We start from the raw sequence: 21,086 nt of genomic DNA on the forward strand, positions 1-21,086 counted from the left end.
CGCGCAGCGGGACACGGAGCCGATGCCGTCTCGGCGTCGTGCCGATGAACAGGACGTCGCGACGCTCCGGACGGTTGCGACGATCAGTAGGGTGCGGCACATGACCTCCTCCGGCGCCGAGTTGCGCCGCACGCTGGGCCTCGGCGACGCCGTGGTCATCGGGCTCGGCTCGATGATCGGCGCCGGTGTCTTCGCGGCGCTCGGCCCGGCCGCGCGGGCGGCCGGCTCCGGGCTCCTGGCCGGACTCGCGGTCGCCGCGGTGGTCGCCTACTGCAACGCGACGTCCTCGGCCCGGCTTGCGGCCCTCTACCCCGCTTCCGGCGGCACGTACGTCTACGGGCGCGAGCGGCTGGGGGCCTTCTGGGGATACCAGGCGGGCTGGTCGTTCATCGTCGGCAAGACGGCCTCCTGCGCGGCGATGGCGCTCACCGTGGGCACGTACGTCTGGCCGTCCCACGCGCACGCGGTGGCGGTCGCCGCGGTGGTCGCGCTGACGGCCGTGAACTACGGCGGCGTGCAGAAGTCGGCCTGGGTGACACGGGTGATCGTGGCGGTGGTCCTGGCGGTCCTCGCTTCCGTGGTCGTGGGGTGCCTCGGCTCCGACGCGGCCGATGCCGGACGGCTGGGCATCGGACTGTCCTCCGGCGTGAGCGGGGTGCTCCAGGCGGCCGGTCTGCTCTTCTTCGCGTTCGCCGGGTACGCGCGGATCGCGACGCTCGGGGAGGAGGTGCGCGATCCGGCGCGCACCATTCCGCGCGCGATCCCGCTGGCCCTGGGCATCGCGCTCACGGTGTACGCGGCGGTCGCCGTTGCCGTCCTCTCGGTGCTCGGACCGACCGGGCTGGGGCTCGCCCCGGCTCCGCTGGCGGACGCCGTACGGGCGGCCGGGCTGCCGGGGCTCGTGCCGGTCGTACGGGCGGGGGCGGCCGTAGCCGCGCTCGGCTCGCTCCTCGCCCTGATCCTGGGTGTCTCACGGACCACGCTGGCCATGGCCCGCGACCGTCATCTGCCGGGCGCCCTGGCCGTGGTCCATCCGCGCTTCCAGGTTCCGCACCGGGCCGAACTGGCCGTGGGCGCGGTGGTCGCCGTGCTGGCCGCGACCGTGGACGTGCGGGGCGCGATCGGCTTCTCCTCCTTCGGTGTGCTGGCCTACTACGCGATCGCCAACGCCTCCGCGTGGACGCTGAGTCCGGTCCCGGCCTCGCGGATCGTGCCGGTGCTCGGACTGCTCGGCTGTGTGACGCTGGCCTTCGCCCTGCCGGCCGTCTCGGTGATCGTGGGCGCGGCCGTCCTGGCGGTGGGGGCCGCCGCGTACGGCGTACGGTTGTGGGCCGCCGCCCGCTAGTACGGGACCGACGGACGATGGGCCCGGGCCTGGCGGGTCAGGAAGCCCGTATCTCCGTCGTGCGCACGGAGAAGTCGGGCCAAGGCGGCAGGTCGGCGCCGTCGTTGGACTCCTCGTACCAGCCCGTTCCCTCCAGCCATGTGCGCAGCCAGGTCGCGAGATCGGGGGCGTCCACGAACCAGGAATGGTCGGCCCGGTGGGCGTTCGGGTCGAAGAGCAGGACCGTGCCGTCCGGGCTCTGGCAGTCCACGCAGGCGTACATTCCGCAGCCCCAGTGGGATATCGGCAGGACGCCCTCGGGCCACGGCCAGTCGGGGTCCTTGCGGCCGCCCTCGCGGCTCGCGAGGTACTGCTGGACGGCCGCGGGTTCACCCGACGGCTGGCCTTCGAGCAGGGGCAACAGGCCGTATTCCGGACCGAATCCGCCGTCCCCTATCCGCAGGTACAGCGAGGCGAGCAGCGCGGGCAGGGGGAAGCCGAGGACGGCCTCGGCGCGGGCGACCTCGGCGGTGCCCGCGGGCGCGGGGAGCGAAGGCCAGCCCCACGGGCGGGTGTTATGGGCCTGGGTGGCCACCCGTGCCAGCAACTGCTCGATTGCGGTCATGGCTTCATGATGCAGCGCGCCACCGACAATCGGGCAGGCCTGTGGACAACCCTGCCGCAAGGCCGGCTCGGGCCCTTTCCCGCCGCGGGGTTCGGGGTGGTGCGGTGTGCCTAGCGCCCCGCGAACGGCTCGTCGGTGCGCACGATCTCGCGGCCCAGCGGGAACAGCGAGATCGGGATGAGCTTGAAGTTGGCGATGCCGAACGGGATCCCGATGATGGTGATGCACATGGCGATGCCCGTGACGATGTGGGCCAGGGCGAGCCACCAGCCGGCGAGCACGAGCCACAGCACGTTGCCGACGCAGGACGGCGCCCCGGCGTCGTGGCGCTCCACCGTCGTATAGCCGAACGGCCACAGGGCGTAGATGCCGATGCGGAACGCGGCGATGCCGAACGGGATGCCGATGATGGTGATGCACAGGATGATGCCTGCGGCGAGATACCCGAGGAACAGCCAGAAGCCGCTCAGGATGAGCCAAATGACGTTCAGAATTGTCTTCACTGCTGACGACCTGCCATCTGCTCGAGCCGGGCGATGCGCTCCGCCATCGGCGGATGCGTAGAGAACATCTTCGACATTCCCTGTCCCGGGCGGAATGGGTTCGCGATCATCATGTGGCTCGCGGTCTCGATGCGCGGCTCGGGGGGCAGCGGGAGTTGCTTCGTTCCGGCGTCGAGTTTGCGCAGCGCGCTCGCGAGGGCGAGGGGGTCGCCGGTGAGCTGGGCACCGGACGCGTCCGCCTCGTACTCCCGGGAGCGGCTGATGGCGAGCTGGATGAGGGAAGCGGCGATCGGGCCCAGGATCATCACCAGGAGCATTCCGAGAATGCCGGGGCCGTCGTCGTCGTTGGACCGGCCGACCGGGATCAGCCAGGCGAAGTTCACCAGGAACATGATCACGGAGGCCAGGGCTCCGGCCACGGACGAGATCAGGATGTCGCGGTTGTAGACGTGACTGAGCTCGTGGCCGATGACACCGCGCAACTCGCGCTCGTCCAGGATGCGCAGGATGCCCTCGGTGCAGCAGACGGCCGCGTTGCGCGGGTTGCGGCCCGTCGCGAAGGCGTTGGGCGCCTCCGTCGGTGAGATGTACAGGCGCGGCATGGGCTGGCGGGCCTGGGTCGAGAGGTCGCGGACCATGCGGTACAGGGCCGGGGCCTCGAACTCGCTCACCGGGCGGGCGCGCATCGCGCGTAGAGCCAGCTTGTCGCTGTTCCAGTACGCGTAGGCGTTCGTGCCGATCGCGATGAACAGCGCGACGATCAGGCCTGTGCGCCCGAAAAAGCTGCCGATGACGATGATGAGTGCGGACAGTCCCCCGAGGAGTACGGCTGTCCTGAGCCCATTGTGCCGGCGGTGCACGGTAGCCCTCCAAGTCGTGCGGCGGGGGAACCCATTGCTTGCTGATGCTCTGCTTCCACTCTTCAGTGGACCCTCCCGTACTGGTCAACGCCAGACGGGAGGCACTAGTTCCCTTGTGCGCACGGCCCGGCACGTGGGCCGTCCGGGTGATTCGGACGCGTCCACGCGCGCGTGAGCCGTCCCGGGAAGCGGGTCCCGGAACGGAACGGACCTCAGAACAGAACGGATCCCGAGAAGCGGAGGACCAGCTGGGGCGCTCCGGACAGGACCACGCCGAGGACGGCCGTCAGGGCGATGGCCGCGGTGAGCGGGGCCGGGATCCGGTGCGGGGCCGGCTCGCCCTCGGGGGCGCGGAAGAGCAGCGCCGTCCACTGGAGGTAGTAGAAGAGCGCGATGACCACGTTGACGGCCATGACGACGGCCAGCCAGCCGAGCCCGGCGTCGACGGCCGCGGAGAAGACGGTCACCTTGGCGAAGAGGCCGATGACGCCCGGCGGCAGACCGGCGAGGCAGAGCAGGAAGAAGCCGAGGACGAGCGCGGACAGGGGGCTCTCGGCGTACAGGCCGCGGTAGTCGCTGATGCGGTTCAGCGGGCTCCGGCGGGCCACCAGGGCGGCCACGGCGAAGGCGCCGAGGTTCACGGCCGCGTACATGAGGGCGTACGCGACGGTCGAGCCGATGGCCTTCCGGGCGTCCTCGGAGTAGGCGGCGGCCGCGATCGGGACCAGGAGGTAGCCGGCCTGGCCGACGGAGGACCAGGCGAGCAGCCGTACGGCGCTGTACGCGCGCGTGGACCGCTGCCGCAGGGCGCCGACGTTCCCGACCGTCATGGTGAGGGCGGCCAGCGCGGCCAGCGCCGGACCCCAGACGTCCGCGTACGAGGGGAAGGCGACGACGGTGACGAGGATGAGTCCGGAGAAGCCGACCGCCTTGCCGACGACCGACAGATAGGCGGCGATCGGCAGGGGCGCTCCCACGTAGGTGTCGGGCACCCAGAAGTGGAAGGGCACGGCGGCCGTCTTGAAGGCGAAGCCGACCAGGGTGAGGACGACGCCCGTCTGGGCGAGGGTGTGGAACTGGCCGTCGACCTGCTGGATCCGGTCCGCGATCCGGGTGAGGTGGAGGGTGCCGGTCGTCGCGTAGACGAAGCTGACGCCCATCAGGCTGACGGCGGTGGCCGTGACGGAGGACAGGAAGAACTTCAGGGCGGCTTCGGAGGACTTCTTGTCGCCGCGCTTGATGCCGACGAGGGCGAAGGCGGGCAGCGAGGCGACCTCGAGGGCGACGATGAGGGTCGCGAGGTCGCGGGAGGCGGGCAGAAGGGCGGCGCCGGCGGCCGAGGAGAGCAGCAGGAACCAGTACTCCCCCTCGGGCAGTTCCCGGTCGGCGTCCTTCAGCGCGGTGACGGACAGCAGGGCGACGAGGAGCGCGCCGCCGAGGACCAGGAGCTGGATGACCAGGGTGAAGGTGTCCGCCACATAGCTGCAGGTGTCGGTCGCGTCCGCCAGGCAGAACGTGGCCCGGTCGCCCGCGCGCAGGGGCAGCAGCAACAGGGCGGACGCGGCGAGGCCCGCCACCGACGTCCAGCCGAGTACGGCCTTCTTCGCGTCGGCGATGAAGAGGTCGGCGACGAGCACGACGAGTCCGACGACCGCCGCGAGCGTGGGCGGCGCGATGGCGAGCCAGTCGACGGACTGGACCAGGGAACTCATCGGGTGCCTCCTGCGAGGAGCTGCTGTACGGCCGGGTCGGTCAGGCCGAGCAGGGCCCGGGGCCACAGGCCCGCGACGACGGTGAGGGCGACGAGCGGTGTCCATGCGGCGAACTCGTAGGTCTGGACGTCGAGGAGCCGCGGCGACTCGCGGGGCGTGGCGCCCATGCAGACGCGGCGTACGACGATGAGCATGTACGCGGCGGTGAGCAGGGTGCCGAACGCGGCGATCGTCATGAACGTCAGATAGGCGGACCGGTTGAGGCCGGCGGCGGGCTCGAACGCGCCGAACATCGCGAGCATCTCGCCCCAGAACCCGGCGAGGCCGGGCAGCCCGAGCGAGGCGACGGCGGCGAAGGCCAGCAGGCCGCCGAGGCGCGGTGCCTTGCCGTAGAGCGCGGCGCCGGACTCCTCGGCGAGGGTGTCGAGATCGGTGGTGCCCGTGCGGTCCTTCAGCGCCCCGACGATGAAGAAGAGGAGGCCGGTGATGAGGCCGTGGGCGATGTTGGCGAACAGCGCGCCGTTCACGCCGGTGGCGTCCATCGTCGAGATGCCGAGCAGGACGAAGCCCATGTGGCCGACGGAGGAGTAGGCGATGAGCCGCTTGAGGTCGCCCTTCGCGCCCTTTTTGGCGAGGGCCAGGCAGGCCAGGGAACCGTAGATGATTCCGACCACGGCGAAGGCGGCGAGGTAGGGGGCGAAGGTCCGGAAGCCGTCGGGGGTGATGGGCAGCAGGATCCGGACGAACCCGTACGTTCCCATCTTCAGCATGACGCCGGCCAGCAGGACCGAGCCGACGGTCGGGGCGGCGGTGTGGGCGTCGGGCAGCCAGCTGTGCAGCGGCCACATCGGCGTCTTGACCGCGAGCCCGATCCCGATCGCCAGAACGGCGGTGACCTGCACGGATGTGCTCAAGCCGCGGCCGTTGTCAGTGGCGAGTGCCACCATGTCGAATGTGCCCGCCTTGATTCCGATCAGGAGCAGGCCGAGCAGCATGACCACGGAACCGAGCAGGGTGAAGAGGATGAACTTCCAGGCCGCGGCCTGGCGCTGGGCGCCTCCCCACCGTGCGATGAGGAAGTACATCGGGACGAGGACCGTCTCGAACGCGAGGAAGAACAGCAGCAGATCGAGGACGGCGAAGGTCGCGAGGGTGCCGGACTCGAGGACGAGCAGCAGGGCGACGAACGCCTTCGGGGTCGGGCCCGCGGGCATCTTGAAGTAGGAGTACAGCGCGCAGAGGAAGGTCAGCAGCGCGGTCAGGACCAGAAGGGGGAGGGAGATGCCGTCGATGCCGAGGTGGATCCGCACGTCGAGTGCGGGGATCCAACTGATGTCCGTCGTGGCCTGCATCCTCGACGGGTGGTCGTGGTCGAAGCCGAGCGCGAGGACGATCGCGGCGATGAGGACCACGCCCGTGACGATCACGCCGTGCCGCAGCACCGCCTGTTCGGGCGACTTCCCCTTCAGTCCGGGCGGGGCCGGGAGAAGGGCGGCGGCGGCCCCGATGAGCGGGCCGACGACGATCAACGCGAGAAGAATCTGCATCACGGATTCACTGATATCGATCACGCCTGCTCACGCTCCCGTGGCGACGAGGAGGGCGGCGACCACCAGGACGACGGTGCCGGCGAGCAGCGCGCTCACATAGGTCTGCACATTGCCGGTCTGCGCCCGCCGTACGGCGGTGCCCAGCCAGCGGGGTAGGGCACCCGCGCCGCGTACGTAGGTGTCGACGACCTCGCGGTCGAGGAACCGGACGAGGGTGGCTCCAGCCTGGACCGGGCGGACGAACAGCACCGAGTAGACGGTGTCGAGGTGGAAGCCGACGGCCGCGTGGCGGTGCAGCGGGCCGAGCAGCAGCCGGCCCGGGTCCGCCGGGTCGGGGGCTCCCGCGACGTCTCCGTAGGCGGGTTCGTGGGTGGCGATGGCCTCTGCCTCGACGTGTCCGGCGTCGGCGTCCGGGTGGGCCGCGACCGCTCCCAGGGGGAAGCGGGCCGCCAGCGCGGTGGTGTGCCGCCAGGCTCCATAGGTGACGATCCCGCCGACCAGGGCGAGTCCGGTGCCGAGTACGGAGGTGGTGAGGACGGGCGTCAGGTCGCGGCCGTCGAACCAGTCGGGCAGCGGGCCGAACGCCAGGCCGAACGCGAGCGAGGGGATGGCGAGCACCCACAGCACGGCCGTCATGACGACCGGCTGCCGGCCGTGGTCGGGGGCCTCGGCCCCGCGGCCGCGGAAGGCCAGCAGCCACAGCCGGGTCGCGTACGCGGCGGTGAGGACGGCGGTGACCAGACCGGTGAGCAGGACGATCCAGCCCGCGGCGCCGGGGGCCTGCTCGGTGTGACCGGTGGCGACATGCTCCGCGGCGCCGAGGACGGCCTCCTTGGAGAAGAAGCCGCTGAACGGAGGGATCGCGGCGAGCGCGAGGAGCGCCACGGTCATCGTCCAGAAGGCGTCGGGCACCCGGGCGCGCAGGTCCTTCATCCGGGACATGGCGGCCAGCGAGTTGGTGCCGGTGGCGTGGATGATCACGCCGGCGGCGAGGAAGAGCAGCGCCTTGAAGGCACCGTGCGCGAGGAGGTGGAAGACGGCGGCACCGCGGTCGCCGACGGCGAGGGCACCGGCCATGTAGCCGAGCTGACCGATCGTCGAGTAGGCGAGGACCCGCTTGATGTCGTCCTGGGCGAGCGCGGCGAGTCCCGAACCGACCATCGTGACGCCGGCCATGACGGCGAGGACGATCATCGCGGCCGTGGAGGCCTGGAAGACGGGGAGGAGCCGGGCGACGAAGTAGATACCGGCGGCGACCATCGTCGCGGCGTGGATCAGCGCGGAGACGGGCGTGGGGCCCGCCATCGCGTCGGGCAGCCAGGTGTGCAGCGGGAACAGCGCCGACTTGCCCGCCACGCCCGCGAGGAGCAGCAGGGCGACCAGGGTCGGGTGGTGCAGTCCGCCGCTCGCCACGGCCCCGAGGACGGTGGGGATCCGGAACGAGCCGGCGTCGGTGGCCAGCGCGAACAGACCGATGAGGAAGGGGACGTCGCCCAGTTTGGTGACCAGGAAGGCCTTGAGGGAGGCGGCGCGGGCCTCCGGGGTCTCCCAGTAGTGGCCGACGAGGAAGTACGAGCAGATGCCCATGATCTCCCAGCCGACCAGCAGCACCATCAGGTCGCTGGAGTAGACGACGAGCAGCATCGCGGAGGTGAACAGGGAGACGAGAGCGGCGTACGAGGGGTAGCGCGGGTCGTCGCGCAGGTAGCCCGTCGAGTAGATCTGCACGCAGGTGGCGACGACGCCGACGAGGACGGCGACGAGGGCGGCGAAGCCGTCGATGTGCAGGCCGAGTTCGATGGGGACCGAGCCCGTCGGGGTGAGTTCGGTGTGCGAGTCGATGGGCCGGCCGCCGCCCTGGTGCACCGCGACGGTCACGGCGAGGACGAGCGAGGCGAGCACCGGCAGGACGGCGAGCGGGCGGACGAAGCCCGGGGCCGTGCGGCCGAGGAGGAGTCCGGCGACGGCGCCGAGGAACGGAAGGAGGGGGACGAGGACGGCGAGGGTGGTCGTGGTCACGCGGTGGCCTCAGCCTTCTCGGCCGCGGGGGCGTCGCTGTCGGGGCCGTGGCCCTCGGCGGTGTCGCGGAGCTTGTCGATGTCCGAGGTGCCGCGGTTGCGGTACACGGCGAGGACGATCGCCAGGCCGATGCCGATCTCGGCGGCGGCGATGGCGATGGTGAACAGGGTCAGGGCCTGGCCGGAGTGCAGGGTGTCGCGGGCGGCCCGGGAGAGCCAGACGTCGAAGGCGACGAGGTTCAGGTTGACGGCGTTGAGCATCAGCTCGACCGACATCAGGACCAGGATCGCGTTGCGGCGCGCCAGGACTCCGTACAGGCCCGTGCAGAACAGCAGGGCCGCGAGCACGGCGGGATAGGCGAGGTGCATCAGCGGACACCTTCCTTGTCCTGCTCGCCGTCGCGGCTTCCGGGGACGCGCGGGGCGGCGGCCTTCATGCCCCCGGCGGCGCTGTCCGCCTTCGCCTTGCGGGAGAGGACGATCGCGCCGACCAGGGCGGCGAGGAGGAGGACGGAGAGCGCTTCGAAGGGAAGGACCCAGTTCTGGAAGAGGCTCGCTCCGGTCACCTCGGTGGAACCGGACGCGGCTCCGTCCAGCTCGACCCAGGTCGTGCGGAAGGCGTCGACGACGACCCAGACCAGGGCTCCGGCCGAGGCGACGGCCACGGTCAGGGCCGCCCAGCGGTTGCCGGAGTCGGCGTCCGGGGACCGGCCGATCGGGGCCCTGGTGAGCATCAGCCCGAACAGGAGGAGGACGACCACGGAACCGACGTAGATGAGGACCTGCACCCAGGCGATGAACTCGGCCGTCAGCAGGAGGTATTCGACGGCCAGGCCACCGAGGGCGACCACCAGCCACAGGGCGGCGTGCACCAGCTGCTTGGTGGTGACGGTGACGACCGCGGCGCCGAAGGTGAGCAGGCCGACGAGCAGGAAGGCGATCTCGACGCCGGTCGGGGAGAGGAAGCCGTGGTGTTCGGCGGCGACGGTGGTGGCCGCGCGGGCCGCCGTGGCCGTGGCTGCGGTCGGGGCTGCTGCGAGGATCACGGCTGTCCCTCCTGCGGGTCGGAGGCCTCGGCCCGGTCCTGCTCGGCCGCTTGTTCGGCGGCGAGTTTGTCGGCGGTCTTGCGGGCGGCCGCGATCTCCTTGGGCTCCTCGGCGCCGGGGTCCAGGGCGGGCGGGGCCGGGACGGTCCACATCCACTCGCGGAGCTTGTCGCGCTCGTGGGTGAGTTCGTGGATGTCCGTCTCCGCGTACTCGAACTCCGGAGTCCAGAACAGGGCGTCGAAGGGACACACCTCGATGCAGATACCGCAGTACATGCACAGGGAGAAGTCGATGGCGAAGCGGTCGAGGACGTTGCGGCTGCGCTCGCGGCCGCCGGGGGCGGCGGGCGGGACCGTCTCCTTGTGGGAGTCGATGTAGATGCACCAGTCCGGGCACTCGCGGGCGCACAGCATGCAGACCGTGCAGTTCTCCTCGAAGAGGGCGATGACTCCACGGGTGCGGGGCGGGAGGTCGGGCTGGACGTCCGGGTACTGCGCGGTGACGGTCTTCTTCGTCATCGTGCGGAGGGTGACGGCCAGGCCCTTGGCGAGGCCGGAGCCAGGAATGGGGGCCATGGTTACGCGATCACCACCTTGACGATGCCGGTGAGGGCGATCTGGGCGAGGGACAGGGGGACGAGAAGGGTCCAGGAGAGCTTCTGGAGCTGGTCCTCGCGCAGGCGCGGGTAGGTGACGCGGAGCCAGATGACGACGAAGGCGAGGATCGCGGCCTTCAGGAGGGTCCAGACCCAGCCGAGGCCGTCGGCGCCCCAGGGGCCGTGCCAGCCGCCCAGGAAGAGAATGGTGGTCAGTCCGCACAGGACGACGATCCCGGCGTACTCGGCGAGCAGGAACAGGGCGAACCGCAGGCCCGTGTACTCGGTGTACGCGCCGAAGATGATCTCGGAGTCGGCGACGGGCATGTCGAAGGGGGGCCGCTGGAGTTCGGCGAGGCCGGCGACGAAGAACACGATCGCGCCGACGATCTGCCAGGGCAGCCACCACCAGCGGAAGGCGTCCACGATGCCGGGGAGCGAGACCGTGCCCGCCGCCATCGCGACCGAGGCCGCGGTCAGGAGCATCGGGAGCTCGTACGCGAGGAGCTGGGCGGCGGTGCGCAGACCGCCCAGGAGGGAGAACTTGTTGGCCGAGGCCCAGCCCGCCATGAGCGAGCCGAGGACGCCCACGCCCATGACGGCGAGGACGAAGAAGATGCCGGCGTCGACGACCTGTCCGACGGCGCCCTCGCCCGGACCGATCGGGATGACGACGAGGACCAGGAGGTACGGGAGCAGCGCGACGGCGGGGGCGAGCTGGAAGATGCGCCGGTCCGCGCCCGTGGGGACGACGTCCTCCTTCTGCGCGAACTTCACGCCGTCCGCGACGAGCTGGGCCCAGCCGTGGAAGCCGCCCGCGTACATCGGGCCGAGGCGGCCCTGCATGTGGGCCATCACCTTGTGCTCGGTCTGACCGACGATCAGGGGGAACGTCAGGAACACGACGAACACGACGAGGAGGCGGAGGGCGACGTCGAGAGCGTCGTTCACTGCGTGCCTCCGGAGGGGTCGTCGGGGCTGGGGGCGGGGGTCGAGTCCGAGCCGGGCGCGGACTCCGGGGTGGGGTCCTGCTCGGGATGGGGCTCCCGCTCGGGCTGAGGTTCCCGCTCGGGCCGGGGCTCGGGCTCTGTCCGGAGCTCCGGAGCGGGCTGGGACTCGGGCTCGGTCCGGGAGTCCGGCTCCGGCGCGGACTGCGCGTCCGGCTTGGACCGGGGGTCAGGCTCGGTCTTGGACTGCGCGTCCGGCTCCGGTTGGGACTCAGACGTGGGCTCCGGCCGAGGCGCCGACTTCGTCTCCGGTGCCGATTCCGGCACTGGCTTCGGCTTGGGTTCCGCGTCGTCGAACGCGGGCTTCGGCTGGTGCCAGGGCGCGTCGGAGCCGCGTGGCGTGGCGGGCCTTCTGGCGGGCCTGGTCGCCGGGCCCGGGTCGGCCGTCGGTTCCGGGTCGGCCGTCGGTTCCGGTGCGGGCGTCGGCTCGCTGCCCGCCGTCGGCTCCGCGGCATGTGTCGGCTCCGCCGTCGGCTCGGCGGCAGGCGTCGGCTCCGCGGCAGGCGTGGGCGTCAGGGCAGGCGGGGGTGTCTCCTGGGCGCGCTGGCTGGCCGAGCCCTGGCTCGCGCTGCGCGAGCGGCGTACCGGGCGCGCTGCCTCGGCACCGGTGGTACCGGATGCGGCCTCCGCTCCAGCGGTGCCCGCGGCCGGAGTCGGGGTGGCCGCGGTCGGAGTCGGGGTGGCCGCGGTCGGGGCGGTCTGGCTGGCCGAGCCCTCGCCCGCGGTGCGGGTTCTGCGGACCGGGCGGTCGCGGGCGGGGCGGGCGGCGCCTCGGGCCGGGCGGGCCGGAGCCGGGGGGAGCTGGCCCTTGAGGGGGCCCCACTCGTTGGGGTCGGGGACGCCGGGCGGCAGCATCTGGCGGCGCTTGGGCCCGCCGTGCTCGGACTCGCCGGGTTCCTTCGCGCCGGGCCAGGCCTTGGCCACGCGGGCGGCCAGGACGAAGTCCTTGCGCAGGGGGTGGCCCTCGAAGCCCTCCGGCAGCAGCAGCGGGTCGAGGCCGGGGTGGCCCTCGAAGGCCACGCCGAACATCTCGTGGGTCTCGCGCTCGTGCCAGGCGGCGCCCGCGTAGACGGAGACGGCGGACGGCAGGACCGGGGCCGTGTGCGGGACGGTCGTACGGACGAGGAGGCGGTGCAGCGGGGACAGGGCCACGACGTGCGCCGAGACGCGGAAGCCCGTGCCGGGTTCGTCGACGGCGCTCAGCCAGTCGAAGTAGGTGCAGCCCAGGGTGTCGCGGGCCGTCTGAAGGGCCGCGGTCCAGGAGGCCGGGGGCACGTCGACGGTCAGGACCTCGTACGACTCCTCGGCCGTGGCGTCGGGGCCGAAGAGTTCCTCGGCGGGGCCGGGCAGCCAGCCGACGGTCATCGGTCCTCCTCGCCGGGGGCGGCCTGATCCGGGTCCGGAACGGTCGTCGCCGCGGGGGCCGGCGGCTTCACCAGGCCGCTCTGGAGGGCGGCGGCCGACGGGCGCGCCGCGCCGGACCCGTAGCGCTCCCCCAGCGATTCCCGGGCGATCTTCTCCTGGAGCTTGAGGATGCCCTGGAGCAGCGCCTCGGGCCGGGGCGGGCAGCCGGGGACGTAGACGTCGACGGGGATGATCTGGTCGACGCCCTTGGTGACGGAGTACGAGTCCCAGTACGGGCCGCCGCAGTTGGAGCAGGCGCCGAAGGAGATGACGTACTTCGGCTCGGGCATCTGCTCGTACAGGCGCTTGACGGCGGGGGCCATCTTGTCGGTGACCGTGCCGGAGACCACCATCAGGTCGGCCTGGCGCGGGCCCGGTGCGAACGGGATCACGCCGAGGCGGATGAAGTCGTGGCGGGCCATCGACGCGGCGATGAACTCGATCGCGCAGCAGGCGAGGCCGAAGTTGAAGACCCAGAGCGAGTAGCGGCGGCCCCAGTTCAGGACCACCTTCATGGGCTCGGGGGCGAGGCGGGCGAGCACACCGAGCCGCTGGGGCTCGGGCAGCGGCACCGGCGACGACGCGGGCTGCTCCGGGGCGGACGGGGTCACGTCCATGTCAGGACGCCCTTCTTGTATGCGTACAGCAGGCCCACGGCCAGGAAGCCGAGGAAGACGAACATCTCGACGAGCGTCGCCGCGCCGTAGCCGGGAGCGGCGAAGACCGTGGCCCAGGGGAAGAGGAAGATCGAGTCGACGGCGAAGATGACGTACAGGAAGGCGTAGACGTAGTAGCGGACCTGGGTGTGGGCCCAGCCCTCGCCCACGGGGTCGACGCCGCACTCGTAGGTCAGGAGTTTCTCGGGGGTCGGCACCACGGGCCGGAGCAGGCGGCCGGCTCCGAAGGCGACGGCGACGAACAGCACGCCCACGACGGCGAGCAGTCCGACGACCGAGTAGGACTGGAAGTAGTCCGCCGCGACGACGGCCCCGGTCGCCGTGACAACGGTCGGTTCCGGCACGTCAGCCCCTCGCTCCCTGACCTCGTTGCGCCCCGTCGTGCGCCGTCGCGCACTCTGTGATGCGCCGTGTTCGACGATCTGTACGGACGGGAGTCTAGGGCCTGCTAAAGAGAGCGTAAGCAGCCCGTCACACCTCGACCAGGCCCCGGCCCTCCGTGACGCGTCCGCGTCTCACGGTGTGAACACGGACCGGTGGGACCCCGTCTCCCCCTCGCGTGCCGGCTCGCCGGTGCGCCGGGCCCTCACTCCTGAGGGTGGGGTTAACCCCAGTGGATCGCGGCGGCCCACCTCATGGCGCGGCGGCGCGCCGCCGGGCAGGCTAGCGGATATGACCGAACGCATCCCGCCCGCCGCCGCGTCGGACGGCTCGTCCGACGGCGACCGGCCGCCCGCCGTACGCCTCGCCCTGGACCCGGTGACCTGGAAGGAGATCTCCCATCTCCTGGTGAACCTGCCGGCCTCGATCGTCGGGTTCGTGTACGCGGTGACGATGCTCGCCACGGGCGCGGGGCTCGCCGTGACCGTCGTCGGACTGCCGCTGCTCGCCGCCGGGCTGCGCGGTTCGCGGCAGCTCGGCAAGCTGGAGCGGGAGCGGGCGCGGCGGCTGCTGGGGCTGCGGATCGACGAGCCGAGCCCGTTGCCGGTGCGCAGGACCGGTTTCTTCGGCTGGCTGTGGTCGAGTCTGAAGGACCCGGTGGGCTGGCGGGCGGTGCTGTACGACCTGATACGGCTGCCCTGGGGCATCGCCACCTTCACGATCACGCTCGTGTCGCTGTTCGTGCTGTGGCCCGTGCTGCCGTTCATCGCGCGCGGGCTGACGAACGTGGACCGGGCGATGGTGCGCGGGCTGCTGTCCCCCTCCGACGAGCTGGAGCGGCGCATCGCCGAACTGGAGTCGGACCGCGGGGTGGTGGTCGACACGGCCGCGGCAGATCTGCGCCGGATCGAGCGCGATCTGCACGACGGGGCGCAGGCCCGGCTCGTCAACCTGGCGATGGGGCTCGGCCTGGCGAAGGAGAAGCTCCTGGAGGACCCGGACGCCGCGGCGTCGATGGTCGACGAGGCGCACGGCGAGGTGAAGCTCGCGCTTCAGGAGCTGCGCGATCTGGCCCGCGGGATCCATCCCGCGGTCCTCACCGACCGGGGACTGGACGCGGCCCTGTCCGCGATCGCCTCGCGGTGCACCGTGCCGGTGAAGGTGACCACCGAGCTGGAGACCCGCCCGGCCGCGGCCATCGAGGGCATCGCCTACTTCACCGTCTCCGAGCTGCTGCAGAACGTGAGCAAGCACAGCGGGGCGCGGTCCGCCTCCGTGGACGTCTGGCGGACGGACGAACGTCTGCTGATCCAGGTCCGGGACGACGGACGCGGCGGGGCGGGGGTCGACGGCGGTACGGGGATGGCGGGGCTCGCGGACCGGCTGGGCGCGGTGGACGGACTGTTCGTCGTCGACTCGCCTGTGGGCGGCCCGACCGTCATCACGGCCGAACTGCCGTGGCGGGACCGCCGGAACGAGCCCGCGCGGTAAACGTCGACCGTCGCGAGCAGCCCGGGGTTCACTCGATGGAGACCTCCGGCGTACGGGCCGCGGGCGCAGGGCCCGGGACCGAGGACCCCGAACGGTGGTCCCCGGTCCCGGGCCCTTTCCCGTTCACTCGGGCCGCGCACCCGGCGGGGTAGGGAAAACCCCCCGTTCAAGACGCCGATCCGCTCCATGTCCCGCGGGCGCCCCGGACGGCAGGCTTGAGTCAGCAGCCGACGCGCGGGGCGAATGGACGCGCGGAAGCAGCCGAGACGCAGGACCGGACGAGAGGAACGGGCGGACCCATGGCGACCGAGTACGGACACGGATACGGGCACCGGGGCGGGTCCGGGTTCGACGGGACGGGCGCCGACGGCCGGCGGCACCGTGTGCCGGCCCCGCTGCGCGCACCGTTCGAGGCCCGCACCTGGCGGGAGTTCGGCTATGTGCTGCTGGGCCTGCCGCTCGGGATCCTCATGTTCACGTTCGCCGTCACGATGGTCTCGCTCGGCGTGGGCCTGCTGGTCACCTTCCTCGGCGTTCCGGTGCTGGCCGCGGCCCTGGCGGGCTGCCGGGGGCTCGGCTCGCTGGAGCGGGCGCGGGCGCGCGGGCTGCTCGGCCTGGAGGTGGCCGAGCCCGAGCCGCTCACGGTGAAGAAGCACGGGGCGATGGCCTGGATGGGGGCCGTGCTCAAGAGCGGTACGTCCTGGCGGCACCTGCTGTACGCGGTGATCCAGTTCCCCTGGTCGGTGTTCTCCTTCGTCGTGGCGCTGAACTTCTGGGCGTACGGGTGGGCGCTGCTGACGTATCCGCTGTGGTTCTGGGTCTTCCCGATGTACGGCGGCCAGGACGGTCTGCAGCTGTACGGCGACGGCACGCACTCGATCTACCTGGACAACCCGTTCGAGATCACGGTGACCGCGCTGGTGGGTCTGCTCTTCACGGTGGCGACGCCGTGGATCGTGCGGGCGCTGACGACCGTGGACCGGCTGATGGTGCACGGGCTGCTCGGCCCCTCGCGGCTGGCCACGCGTGTGGTGGAGCTGGAGTCCGACCGGGGGGTCGTGGTCGACACGGCCGCCGCAGACCTTCGCCGGATCGAGCGCGATCTGCACGACGGGGCGCAGGCCCGGCTCGTCGCCCTGGCGATGGACCTGGGGCTCGCCAAGGAGAAGCTGGCCGAGGACCCGCGGGCCGCGGCGCGGATGGTGGACGAGGCGCACGGCGAGGTGAAGACGGCGCTGCAGGAGCTGCGGGACCTGGCGCGCGGGATCCATCCGGCGGTGCTGACCGACCGCGGGCTCGACGCCGCGCTGTCCGCGGTGGCCTCGCGGTGCACGGTGCCGGTGCAGGTGGACGTCGACCTGACGGCGCGGCCGGCGCCCGCGATCGAGGGGATCGCCTACTTCACCGTCTCCGAGTTGCTGCAGAACATCAGCAAGCACTCCCGGGCACGGCGGGCGACCGTGGACGTGTGGCGGGTGGAGAACCGGCTGATGATCCAGGTCGGCGACGACGGGGTCGGCGGCGCCGACGTCACCGCGGGGTCGGGCCTCGCGGGGCTCGCGGAACGGCTCGACGCGGTGGACGGGATCCTGGTGGTCGACTCGCCGCCGGCCGGCCCCACGCGGATCACGGCGGAGCTGCCCTGGCGGGGCTGAGCGGCGGACGAACACGCGCGCGGGGACCCCGGTGCACCTCACCGGGGTCCCCGCGCGCCGATGAGTGCGCCGCGCGCCGCCTCTTCGGGGAGACCCCACCGAGGCGCCCGCCCCGGATACCCCACCGGGGTGGCGGCGGCCGATACCCCACCGGGGTGGCGGCGGCCGATACCCCACCGGGGTGGCAGCGCCCCTCTTCTCGCCGCTCGGGCGCGCCCCGATCCGAATGCTGGAATGCTGGGGTCTGTCGTACGAGCGGGCACGAACCCGGTGGAGCCGGGGGCGGCCGGGGGCGGGCTCTGGGGGGCCGAGAAATCGTGGAGGACAGGGTGCGGGTGGTCATCGCCGAGGATTCAGTGCTGCTCAGGGAGGGCCTGACCCGGTTGCTGACCGACCGCGGACATGATGTCGTGGCAGGGGTCGGGGACGGCGAGGCGCTGATCAAGACGATCACCGAGTTCGCGGCGCAGGACGCGCTGCCGGACGTCGTCGTCGCGGACGTGCGCATGCCGCCGACGCACACGGACGAAGGGGTGCGGGCGGCCGTGCAGCTGCGCAAGTCCCATCCGGGACTCGGCGTGCTCGTGCTGTCACAGTACGTGGAGGAGCGCTACGCCACCGAACTGCTGGCCGGTTCCAGCCGTGGCGTCGGCTATCTGCTCAAGGACCGGGTCGCCGAGGTGCGCGAGTTCGTGGACGCGGTGGTGCGGGTGGCCCAGGGGGGTACCGCGCTGGACCCCGAGGTGGTGGCGCAGCTGTTGGGCCGCAGCCGCAAGCAGGACGTGCTCGCCGGGCTGACCCCGCGTGAGCGGGAGGTCCTCGGACTCATGGCCGAGGGCCGGACGAACTCCGCCGTCGCCCGGCAGCTGGTGGTCAGCGACGGCGCCGTGGAGAAGCACGTCAGCAACATCTTCCAGAAGCTCGGCCTGTCGCAGAGTGACGGGGATCACCGGCGTGTTCTGGCCGTCCTCACGTATCTGAACTCGTGAGGAACTGACAGTCTGTCAGTTGTTGAGCGGAACCAAAGGCCGAGCGGGGAACGTCGTTCGAGGAAGGGACCGGGGGCGGTAAAAATCGTGACACATCATGATATCAAGACGTCTCAAGACGGTGTCCATCATGCGAATGGCCCAAGGAAGGCGACCCTTACCGACGTAGGGTTGGAAAAGGAAGGGTCTGCGGGAAGGCCACTCCCGGACAGCCGCCTCAAAGGAGGTCCAGTTCAGTGACGAGCAAGGTCAGCAGCCCAGCGGAACAGGCCGACGAAGCCGTCGTAGGAGAACAGCGCAGACCGCCGGGGGCGAAGGACGTCCGCCGGCTCGACCGGGTCATCATCCGGTTCGCGGGGGACTCCGGTGACGGTATGCAGCTCACCGGCGACCGCTTCACCTCCGAGACGGCCTCCTTCGGCAACGACCTCTCGACCCTGCCGAACTTCCCCGCCGAGATCCGCGCGCCCGCAGGCACCCTGCCGGGCGTTTCGTCGTTTCAACTGCACTTCGCCGACCACGACATCCTGACGCCGGGCGACGCGCCCAATGTCCTGGTGGCCATGAATCCGGCGGCTCTGAAGGCGAACATCGCCGACGTGCCGCGGGGCGCCGAGATCATCGTCAACACCGACGAATTCACCAAGCGGGCGATGCAGAAGGTCGGCTACGCCGCGAGCCCGCTGGAGGACGGCTCGCTGGACGGCTACAACGTCCACCCCGTCCCGCTCACGACGATGACCGTCGAGGCGCTGAAGGACTTCGAGCTCTCCCGTAAGGAAGCCGAGCGCTCCAAGAACATGTTCGCGCTGGGCCTGTTGTCGTGGATGTACCACCGGCCGACCGAGGGCACCGAGAAGTTCCTGCGGACCAAGTTCGCCAAGAAGCCCGAGATCGCGGAGGCGAACCTCGCCGCGTTCCGCGCGGGCTGGAACTTCGGCGAGACGACCGAGGACTTCGCCGTCTCCTACGAGGTCGCGCCCGCCTCGAAGACGTTCCCGACCGGCACCTACCGCAACATCTCCGGGAACCTCGCCCTGTCCTACGGCCTGGTCGCCGCCTCCCGGCAGGCCGACCTGCCGCTCTACCTGGGCTCCTACCCCATCACCCCGGCCTCCGACATCCTGCACGAACTGTCGAAGCACAAGAACTTCGGTGTGCGCACCTTCCAGGCCGAGGACGAGATCGCGGGCATCGGCGCGGCGCTCGGGGCGGCGTTCGGCGGCTCGCTGGCGGTCACCACGACGTCCGGTCCCGGTGTGGCGCTGAAGTCGGAGACGATCGGACTCGCCGTCTCCCTCGAACTGCCCCTGCTCGTCATCGACATCCAGCGCGGCGGCCCCTCGACCGGCCTGCCGACCAAGACCGAACAGGCCGACCTGCTCCAGGCGATGTACGGGCGCAACGGCGAGGCGCCGGTGCCGATCGTGGCGCCGAGGACGCCGGCCGACTGCTTCGACGCGGCGATGGAGGCGGCACGGATCGCGCTGACCTACCGCACGCCCGTCCTGCTGCTCTCCGACGGCTACCTGGCCAACGGCTCCGAGCCCTGGCGCATCCCCGAACTCGACGAACTCCCGGACCTGCGCGTGCAGTTCGCCCAGGGCCCCAACCACACCCTGGACGACGGCACCGAGGTGTTCTGGCCCTACAAGCGCGACGCGGGGACCCTCGCCCGCCCCTGGGCCATCCCCGGAACCCCGGGCCTGGAGCACCGCATCGGCGGGATCGAGAAGCAGGACGGCAGCGGCAACATCTCCTACGACCCCGCCAACCACGACTTCATGGTCCGCACCCGGCAGGCCAAGATCGACGGCATCGACGTGCCGGACCTCGAGGTCGACGACCCCACGGACAGCGCGCGCACGCTCGTGCTCGGCTGGGGTTCGACCTACGGTCCGATCACCGCCGCGGTCCGTCGGCTGCGCACCGCCGGGGAACGCATCGCACAGGCCCATCTGCGCCACCTCAACCCCTTCCCGCGCAACCTCGAGAGCGTGCTGAAGCGCTACGACAAGGTGGTGATCCCCGAGATGAACCTCGGCCAGCTCGCCACCCTCGTCCGGGCCAGGTACCTGGTGGACGCGCACTCGTACAACCAGGTCAACGGCATGCCCTTCAAGGCTGAGCAGCTCGCCACGGCTCTCAAGGAGGCCATCGATGGCTGACACGTCGGCACAGGGCCCGGGGACGGTCGAGGCGCTCTCTCTCGTCCCCAAGGCCGAGGCCAGGCAGTCCATGAAGGACTTCAAGTCCGATCAGGAAGTGCGCTGGTGCCCCGGCTGCGGTGACTACGCGATCCTCGCCGCCGTGCAGGGCTTCATGCCCGAACTCGGCCTGGCGAAGGAGAACATCGTCTTCGTCTCCGGCATCGGCTGCTCCTCCCGCTTCCCGTACTACATGAACACCTACGGGATGCACTCCATCCACGGCCGGGCGCCCGCCATCGCCACCGGACTCGCCTCCTCGCGCCGCGACCTGTCCGTCTGGGTCGTCACCGGCGACGGCGACGCCCTGTCCATCGGCGGCAACCACCTCATCCACGCCCTGCGCCGCAACGTCAACCTGAAGATCCTGCTGTTCAACAACCGGATCTACGGCCTGACGAAGGGCCAGTACTCCCCCACCTCCGAGGTCGGCAAGATCACCAAGTCCACGCCCATGGGCTCCCTGGACGCGCCCTTCAACCCGGTGTCCCTGGCCATCGGCGCGGAGGCCTCCTTCGTCGCCCGGACCGTGGACTCCGACCGCAAGCACCTCACCGACGTGCTGCGCCAGGCCGCCGCCCACCCCGGCACCGCGCTGGTGGAGATCTACCAGAACTGCAACATCTTCAACGACGGCGCCTTCGAGGTCCTCAAGGACCGGCAGCAGGCCGAGGAGGCCGTCATCCGCCTCGAACACGGACAGCCCATCCGGTTCGGCGCGGACGGCTCGCGCGGTGTGGTCCGCGATCCGCACACCGGCGACCTCCAGGTCGTCACCGTCACCCCCGACAACGCCTCCCGGGTCATCGTCCACGACGCCCACACCGCGTCGCCGACGACCGCGTTCGCGCTGTCCCGCCTCGCCGACCCCGACACCCTGCACCACACGCCCATCGGCGTGTTCCGCTCGGTCGACCGGCCGGTCTACGACACCCAGATGGCCGACCAGCTCGACGCCGCCATCGAGCAGAACGGCAAGGGCGACCTCGCCTCCCTGCTCGCCGGCGGCGACACCTGGACCGTCGTCGGCTGACCCGCGGCG

At 71.4% G+C, this 21,086-nt stretch carries 19 protein-coding genes; 6 read left to right on the forward strand and 13 right to left on the reverse strand.

Features of this window, described 5'->3' with window-relative positions:
- Window positions 1-100 precede the first annotated feature (100 nt).
- Entirely contained in the window at window positions 101-1,345 is a 1,245-nt protein-coding gene (locus tag IO36_RS37620; RefSeq protein WP_037627073.1) for an APC family permease, read from the forward strand.
- A 37-nt stretch (window positions 1,346-1,382) separates the two neighbouring features.
- Here the strand turns inward: IO36_RS37620 and IO36_RS37625 are convergent, their stop codons facing one another.
- The 13 genes from IO36_RS37625 to IO36_RS37685 all read right to left on the reverse strand — a co-directional run bounded on the left by IO36_RS37625 (window position 1,383) and on the right by IO36_RS37685 (window position 13,665).
- Window positions 1,383-1,949, reverse strand: a complete 567-nt coding sequence (locus tag IO36_RS37625; protein ID WP_037627075.1) for an SMI1/KNR4 family protein — start codon at window positions 1,947-1,949, stop codon at window positions 1,383-1,385.
- 110 nt (window positions 1,950-2,059) lie between these two features.
- The gene (locus IO36_RS37630; protein WP_037627077.1) at window positions 2,060-2,452 is read right to left on the reverse strand and encodes a YccF domain-containing protein; all 393 of its coding nucleotides are present in this window, start codon (window positions 2,450-2,452) and stop codon (window positions 2,060-2,062) included.
- A complete protein-coding gene (gene htpX, locus IO36_RS37635; protein WP_037627079.1) occupies window positions 2,449-3,312 on the reverse strand; it encodes a zinc metalloprotease HtpX in 864 nt (287 codons plus the stop codon). The genes IO36_RS37630 and htpX overlap by 4 nt, the downstream gene beginning before the upstream one ends.
- A gap of 212 nt (window positions 3,313-3,524) precedes the next feature.
- A complete protein-coding gene (locus IO36_RS37640; protein ID WP_037627081.1) occupies window positions 3,525-5,024 on the reverse strand; it encodes an NADH-quinone oxidoreductase subunit N in 1,500 nt (499 codons plus the stop codon).
- A complete protein-coding gene (locus tag IO36_RS37645; RefSeq protein ID WP_037627083.1) occupies window positions 5,021-6,595 on the reverse strand; it encodes a complex I subunit 4 family protein in 1,575 nt (524 codons plus the stop codon). Before IO36_RS37645 ends, IO36_RS37640 begins: the two co-directional genes overlap by 4 nt.
- 6 nt (window positions 6,596-6,601) lie before the next feature.
- Entirely contained in the window at window positions 6,602-8,593 is a 1,992-nt protein-coding gene (locus tag IO36_RS37650; RefSeq protein ID WP_037627085.1) for an NADH-quinone oxidoreductase subunit 5 family protein, read from the reverse strand.
- The gene (gene nuoK, locus IO36_RS37655) at window positions 8,590-8,961 is read right to left on the reverse strand and encodes an NADH-quinone oxidoreductase subunit NuoK (RefSeq protein WP_037627087.1); all 372 of its coding nucleotides are present in this window, start codon (window positions 8,959-8,961) and stop codon (window positions 8,590-8,592) included. Before nuoK ends, IO36_RS37650 begins: the two co-directional genes overlap by 4 nt.
- Window positions 8,961-9,638, reverse strand: coding sequence for an NADH-quinone oxidoreductase subunit J family protein (locus IO36_RS37660; RefSeq protein WP_037627089.1), 678 nt, complete (start codon window positions 9,636-9,638; stop codon window positions 8,961-8,963). The genes nuoK and IO36_RS37660 overlap by 1 nt, the downstream gene beginning before the upstream one ends.
- Window positions 9,635-10,213, reverse strand: coding sequence for a NuoI/complex I 23 kDa subunit family protein (locus tag IO36_RS37665; protein ID WP_037627091.1), 579 nt, complete (start codon window positions 10,211-10,213; stop codon window positions 9,635-9,637). Before IO36_RS37665 ends, IO36_RS37660 begins: the two co-directional genes overlap by 4 nt.
- Before the next feature lie 2 nt (window positions 10,214-10,215).
- Entirely contained in the window at window positions 10,216-11,184 is a 969-nt protein-coding gene (locus IO36_RS37670; RefSeq protein WP_037627094.1) for a complex I subunit 1/NuoH family protein, read from the reverse strand.
- Window positions 11,181-12,605: an NADH-quinone oxidoreductase subunit C gene (locus tag IO36_RS37675; RefSeq protein WP_037627097.1), complete on the reverse strand. Its 1,425-nt coding sequence runs from the start codon at window positions 12,603-12,605 to the stop codon at window positions 11,181-11,183. The genes IO36_RS37670 and IO36_RS37675 overlap by 4 nt, the downstream gene beginning before the upstream one ends.
- On the reverse strand, window positions 12,602-13,261 hold the full coding sequence (locus IO36_RS37680; RefSeq protein WP_037627098.1) for an NADH-quinone oxidoreductase subunit B: 660 nt from the start codon (window positions 13,259-13,261) through the stop codon (window positions 12,602-12,604). The genes IO36_RS37675 and IO36_RS37680 overlap by 4 nt, the downstream gene beginning before the upstream one ends.
- Window positions 13,252-13,665: an NADH-quinone oxidoreductase subunit A gene (locus tag IO36_RS37685; RefSeq protein WP_037627100.1), complete on the reverse strand. Its 414-nt coding sequence runs from the start codon at window positions 13,663-13,665 to the stop codon at window positions 13,252-13,254. Before IO36_RS37685 ends, IO36_RS37680 begins: the two co-directional genes overlap by 10 nt.
- A 328-nt stretch (window positions 13,666-13,993) precedes the next feature.
- On the opposite strand from IO36_RS37685, the gene IO36_RS37690 reads away from it, so the two are divergent.
- The 5 genes from IO36_RS37690 (at window position 13,994) to IO36_RS37710 (ending at window position 21,077) form a co-directional block, all read left to right on the forward strand.
- Window positions 13,994-15,193, forward strand: coding sequence for a sensor histidine kinase (locus tag IO36_RS37690; RefSeq protein WP_037627103.1), 1,200 nt, complete (start codon window positions 13,994-13,996; stop codon window positions 15,191-15,193).
- Between the two features lie 299 nt (window positions 15,194-15,492).
- Window positions 15,493-16,848 (forward strand): sensor histidine kinase, encoded by a 1,356-nt coding sequence (locus tag IO36_RS37695; protein WP_037627105.1) that lies wholly within the window; start codon window positions 15,493-15,495, stop codon window positions 16,846-16,848.
- 329 nt (window positions 16,849-17,177) lie between these two features.
- Window positions 17,178-17,837, forward strand: coding sequence for a LuxR C-terminal-related transcriptional regulator (locus IO36_RS37700; protein ID WP_280923774.1), 660 nt, complete (start codon window positions 17,178-17,180; stop codon window positions 17,835-17,837).
- A gap of 236 nt (window positions 17,838-18,073) precedes the next feature.
- Window positions 18,074-20,005, forward strand: a complete 1,932-nt coding sequence (locus IO36_RS37705) for a 2-oxoacid:acceptor oxidoreductase subunit alpha (RefSeq protein WP_037627109.1) — start codon at window positions 18,074-18,076, stop codon at window positions 20,003-20,005.
- Window positions 19,998-21,077, forward strand: a complete 1,080-nt coding sequence (locus IO36_RS37710) for a 2-oxoacid:ferredoxin oxidoreductase subunit beta (protein WP_037627112.1) — start codon at window positions 19,998-20,000, stop codon at window positions 21,075-21,077. Before IO36_RS37705 ends, IO36_RS37710 begins: the two co-directional genes overlap by 8 nt.
- Window positions 21,078-21,086 lie beyond the last annotated feature (9 nt).

The organism is Streptomyces aureus (genome assembly GCF_000725495.1).
Classification (GTDB): domain Bacteria; phylum Actinomycetota; class Actinomycetes; order Streptomycetales; family Streptomycetaceae; genus Streptomyces; species Streptomyces aureus_B.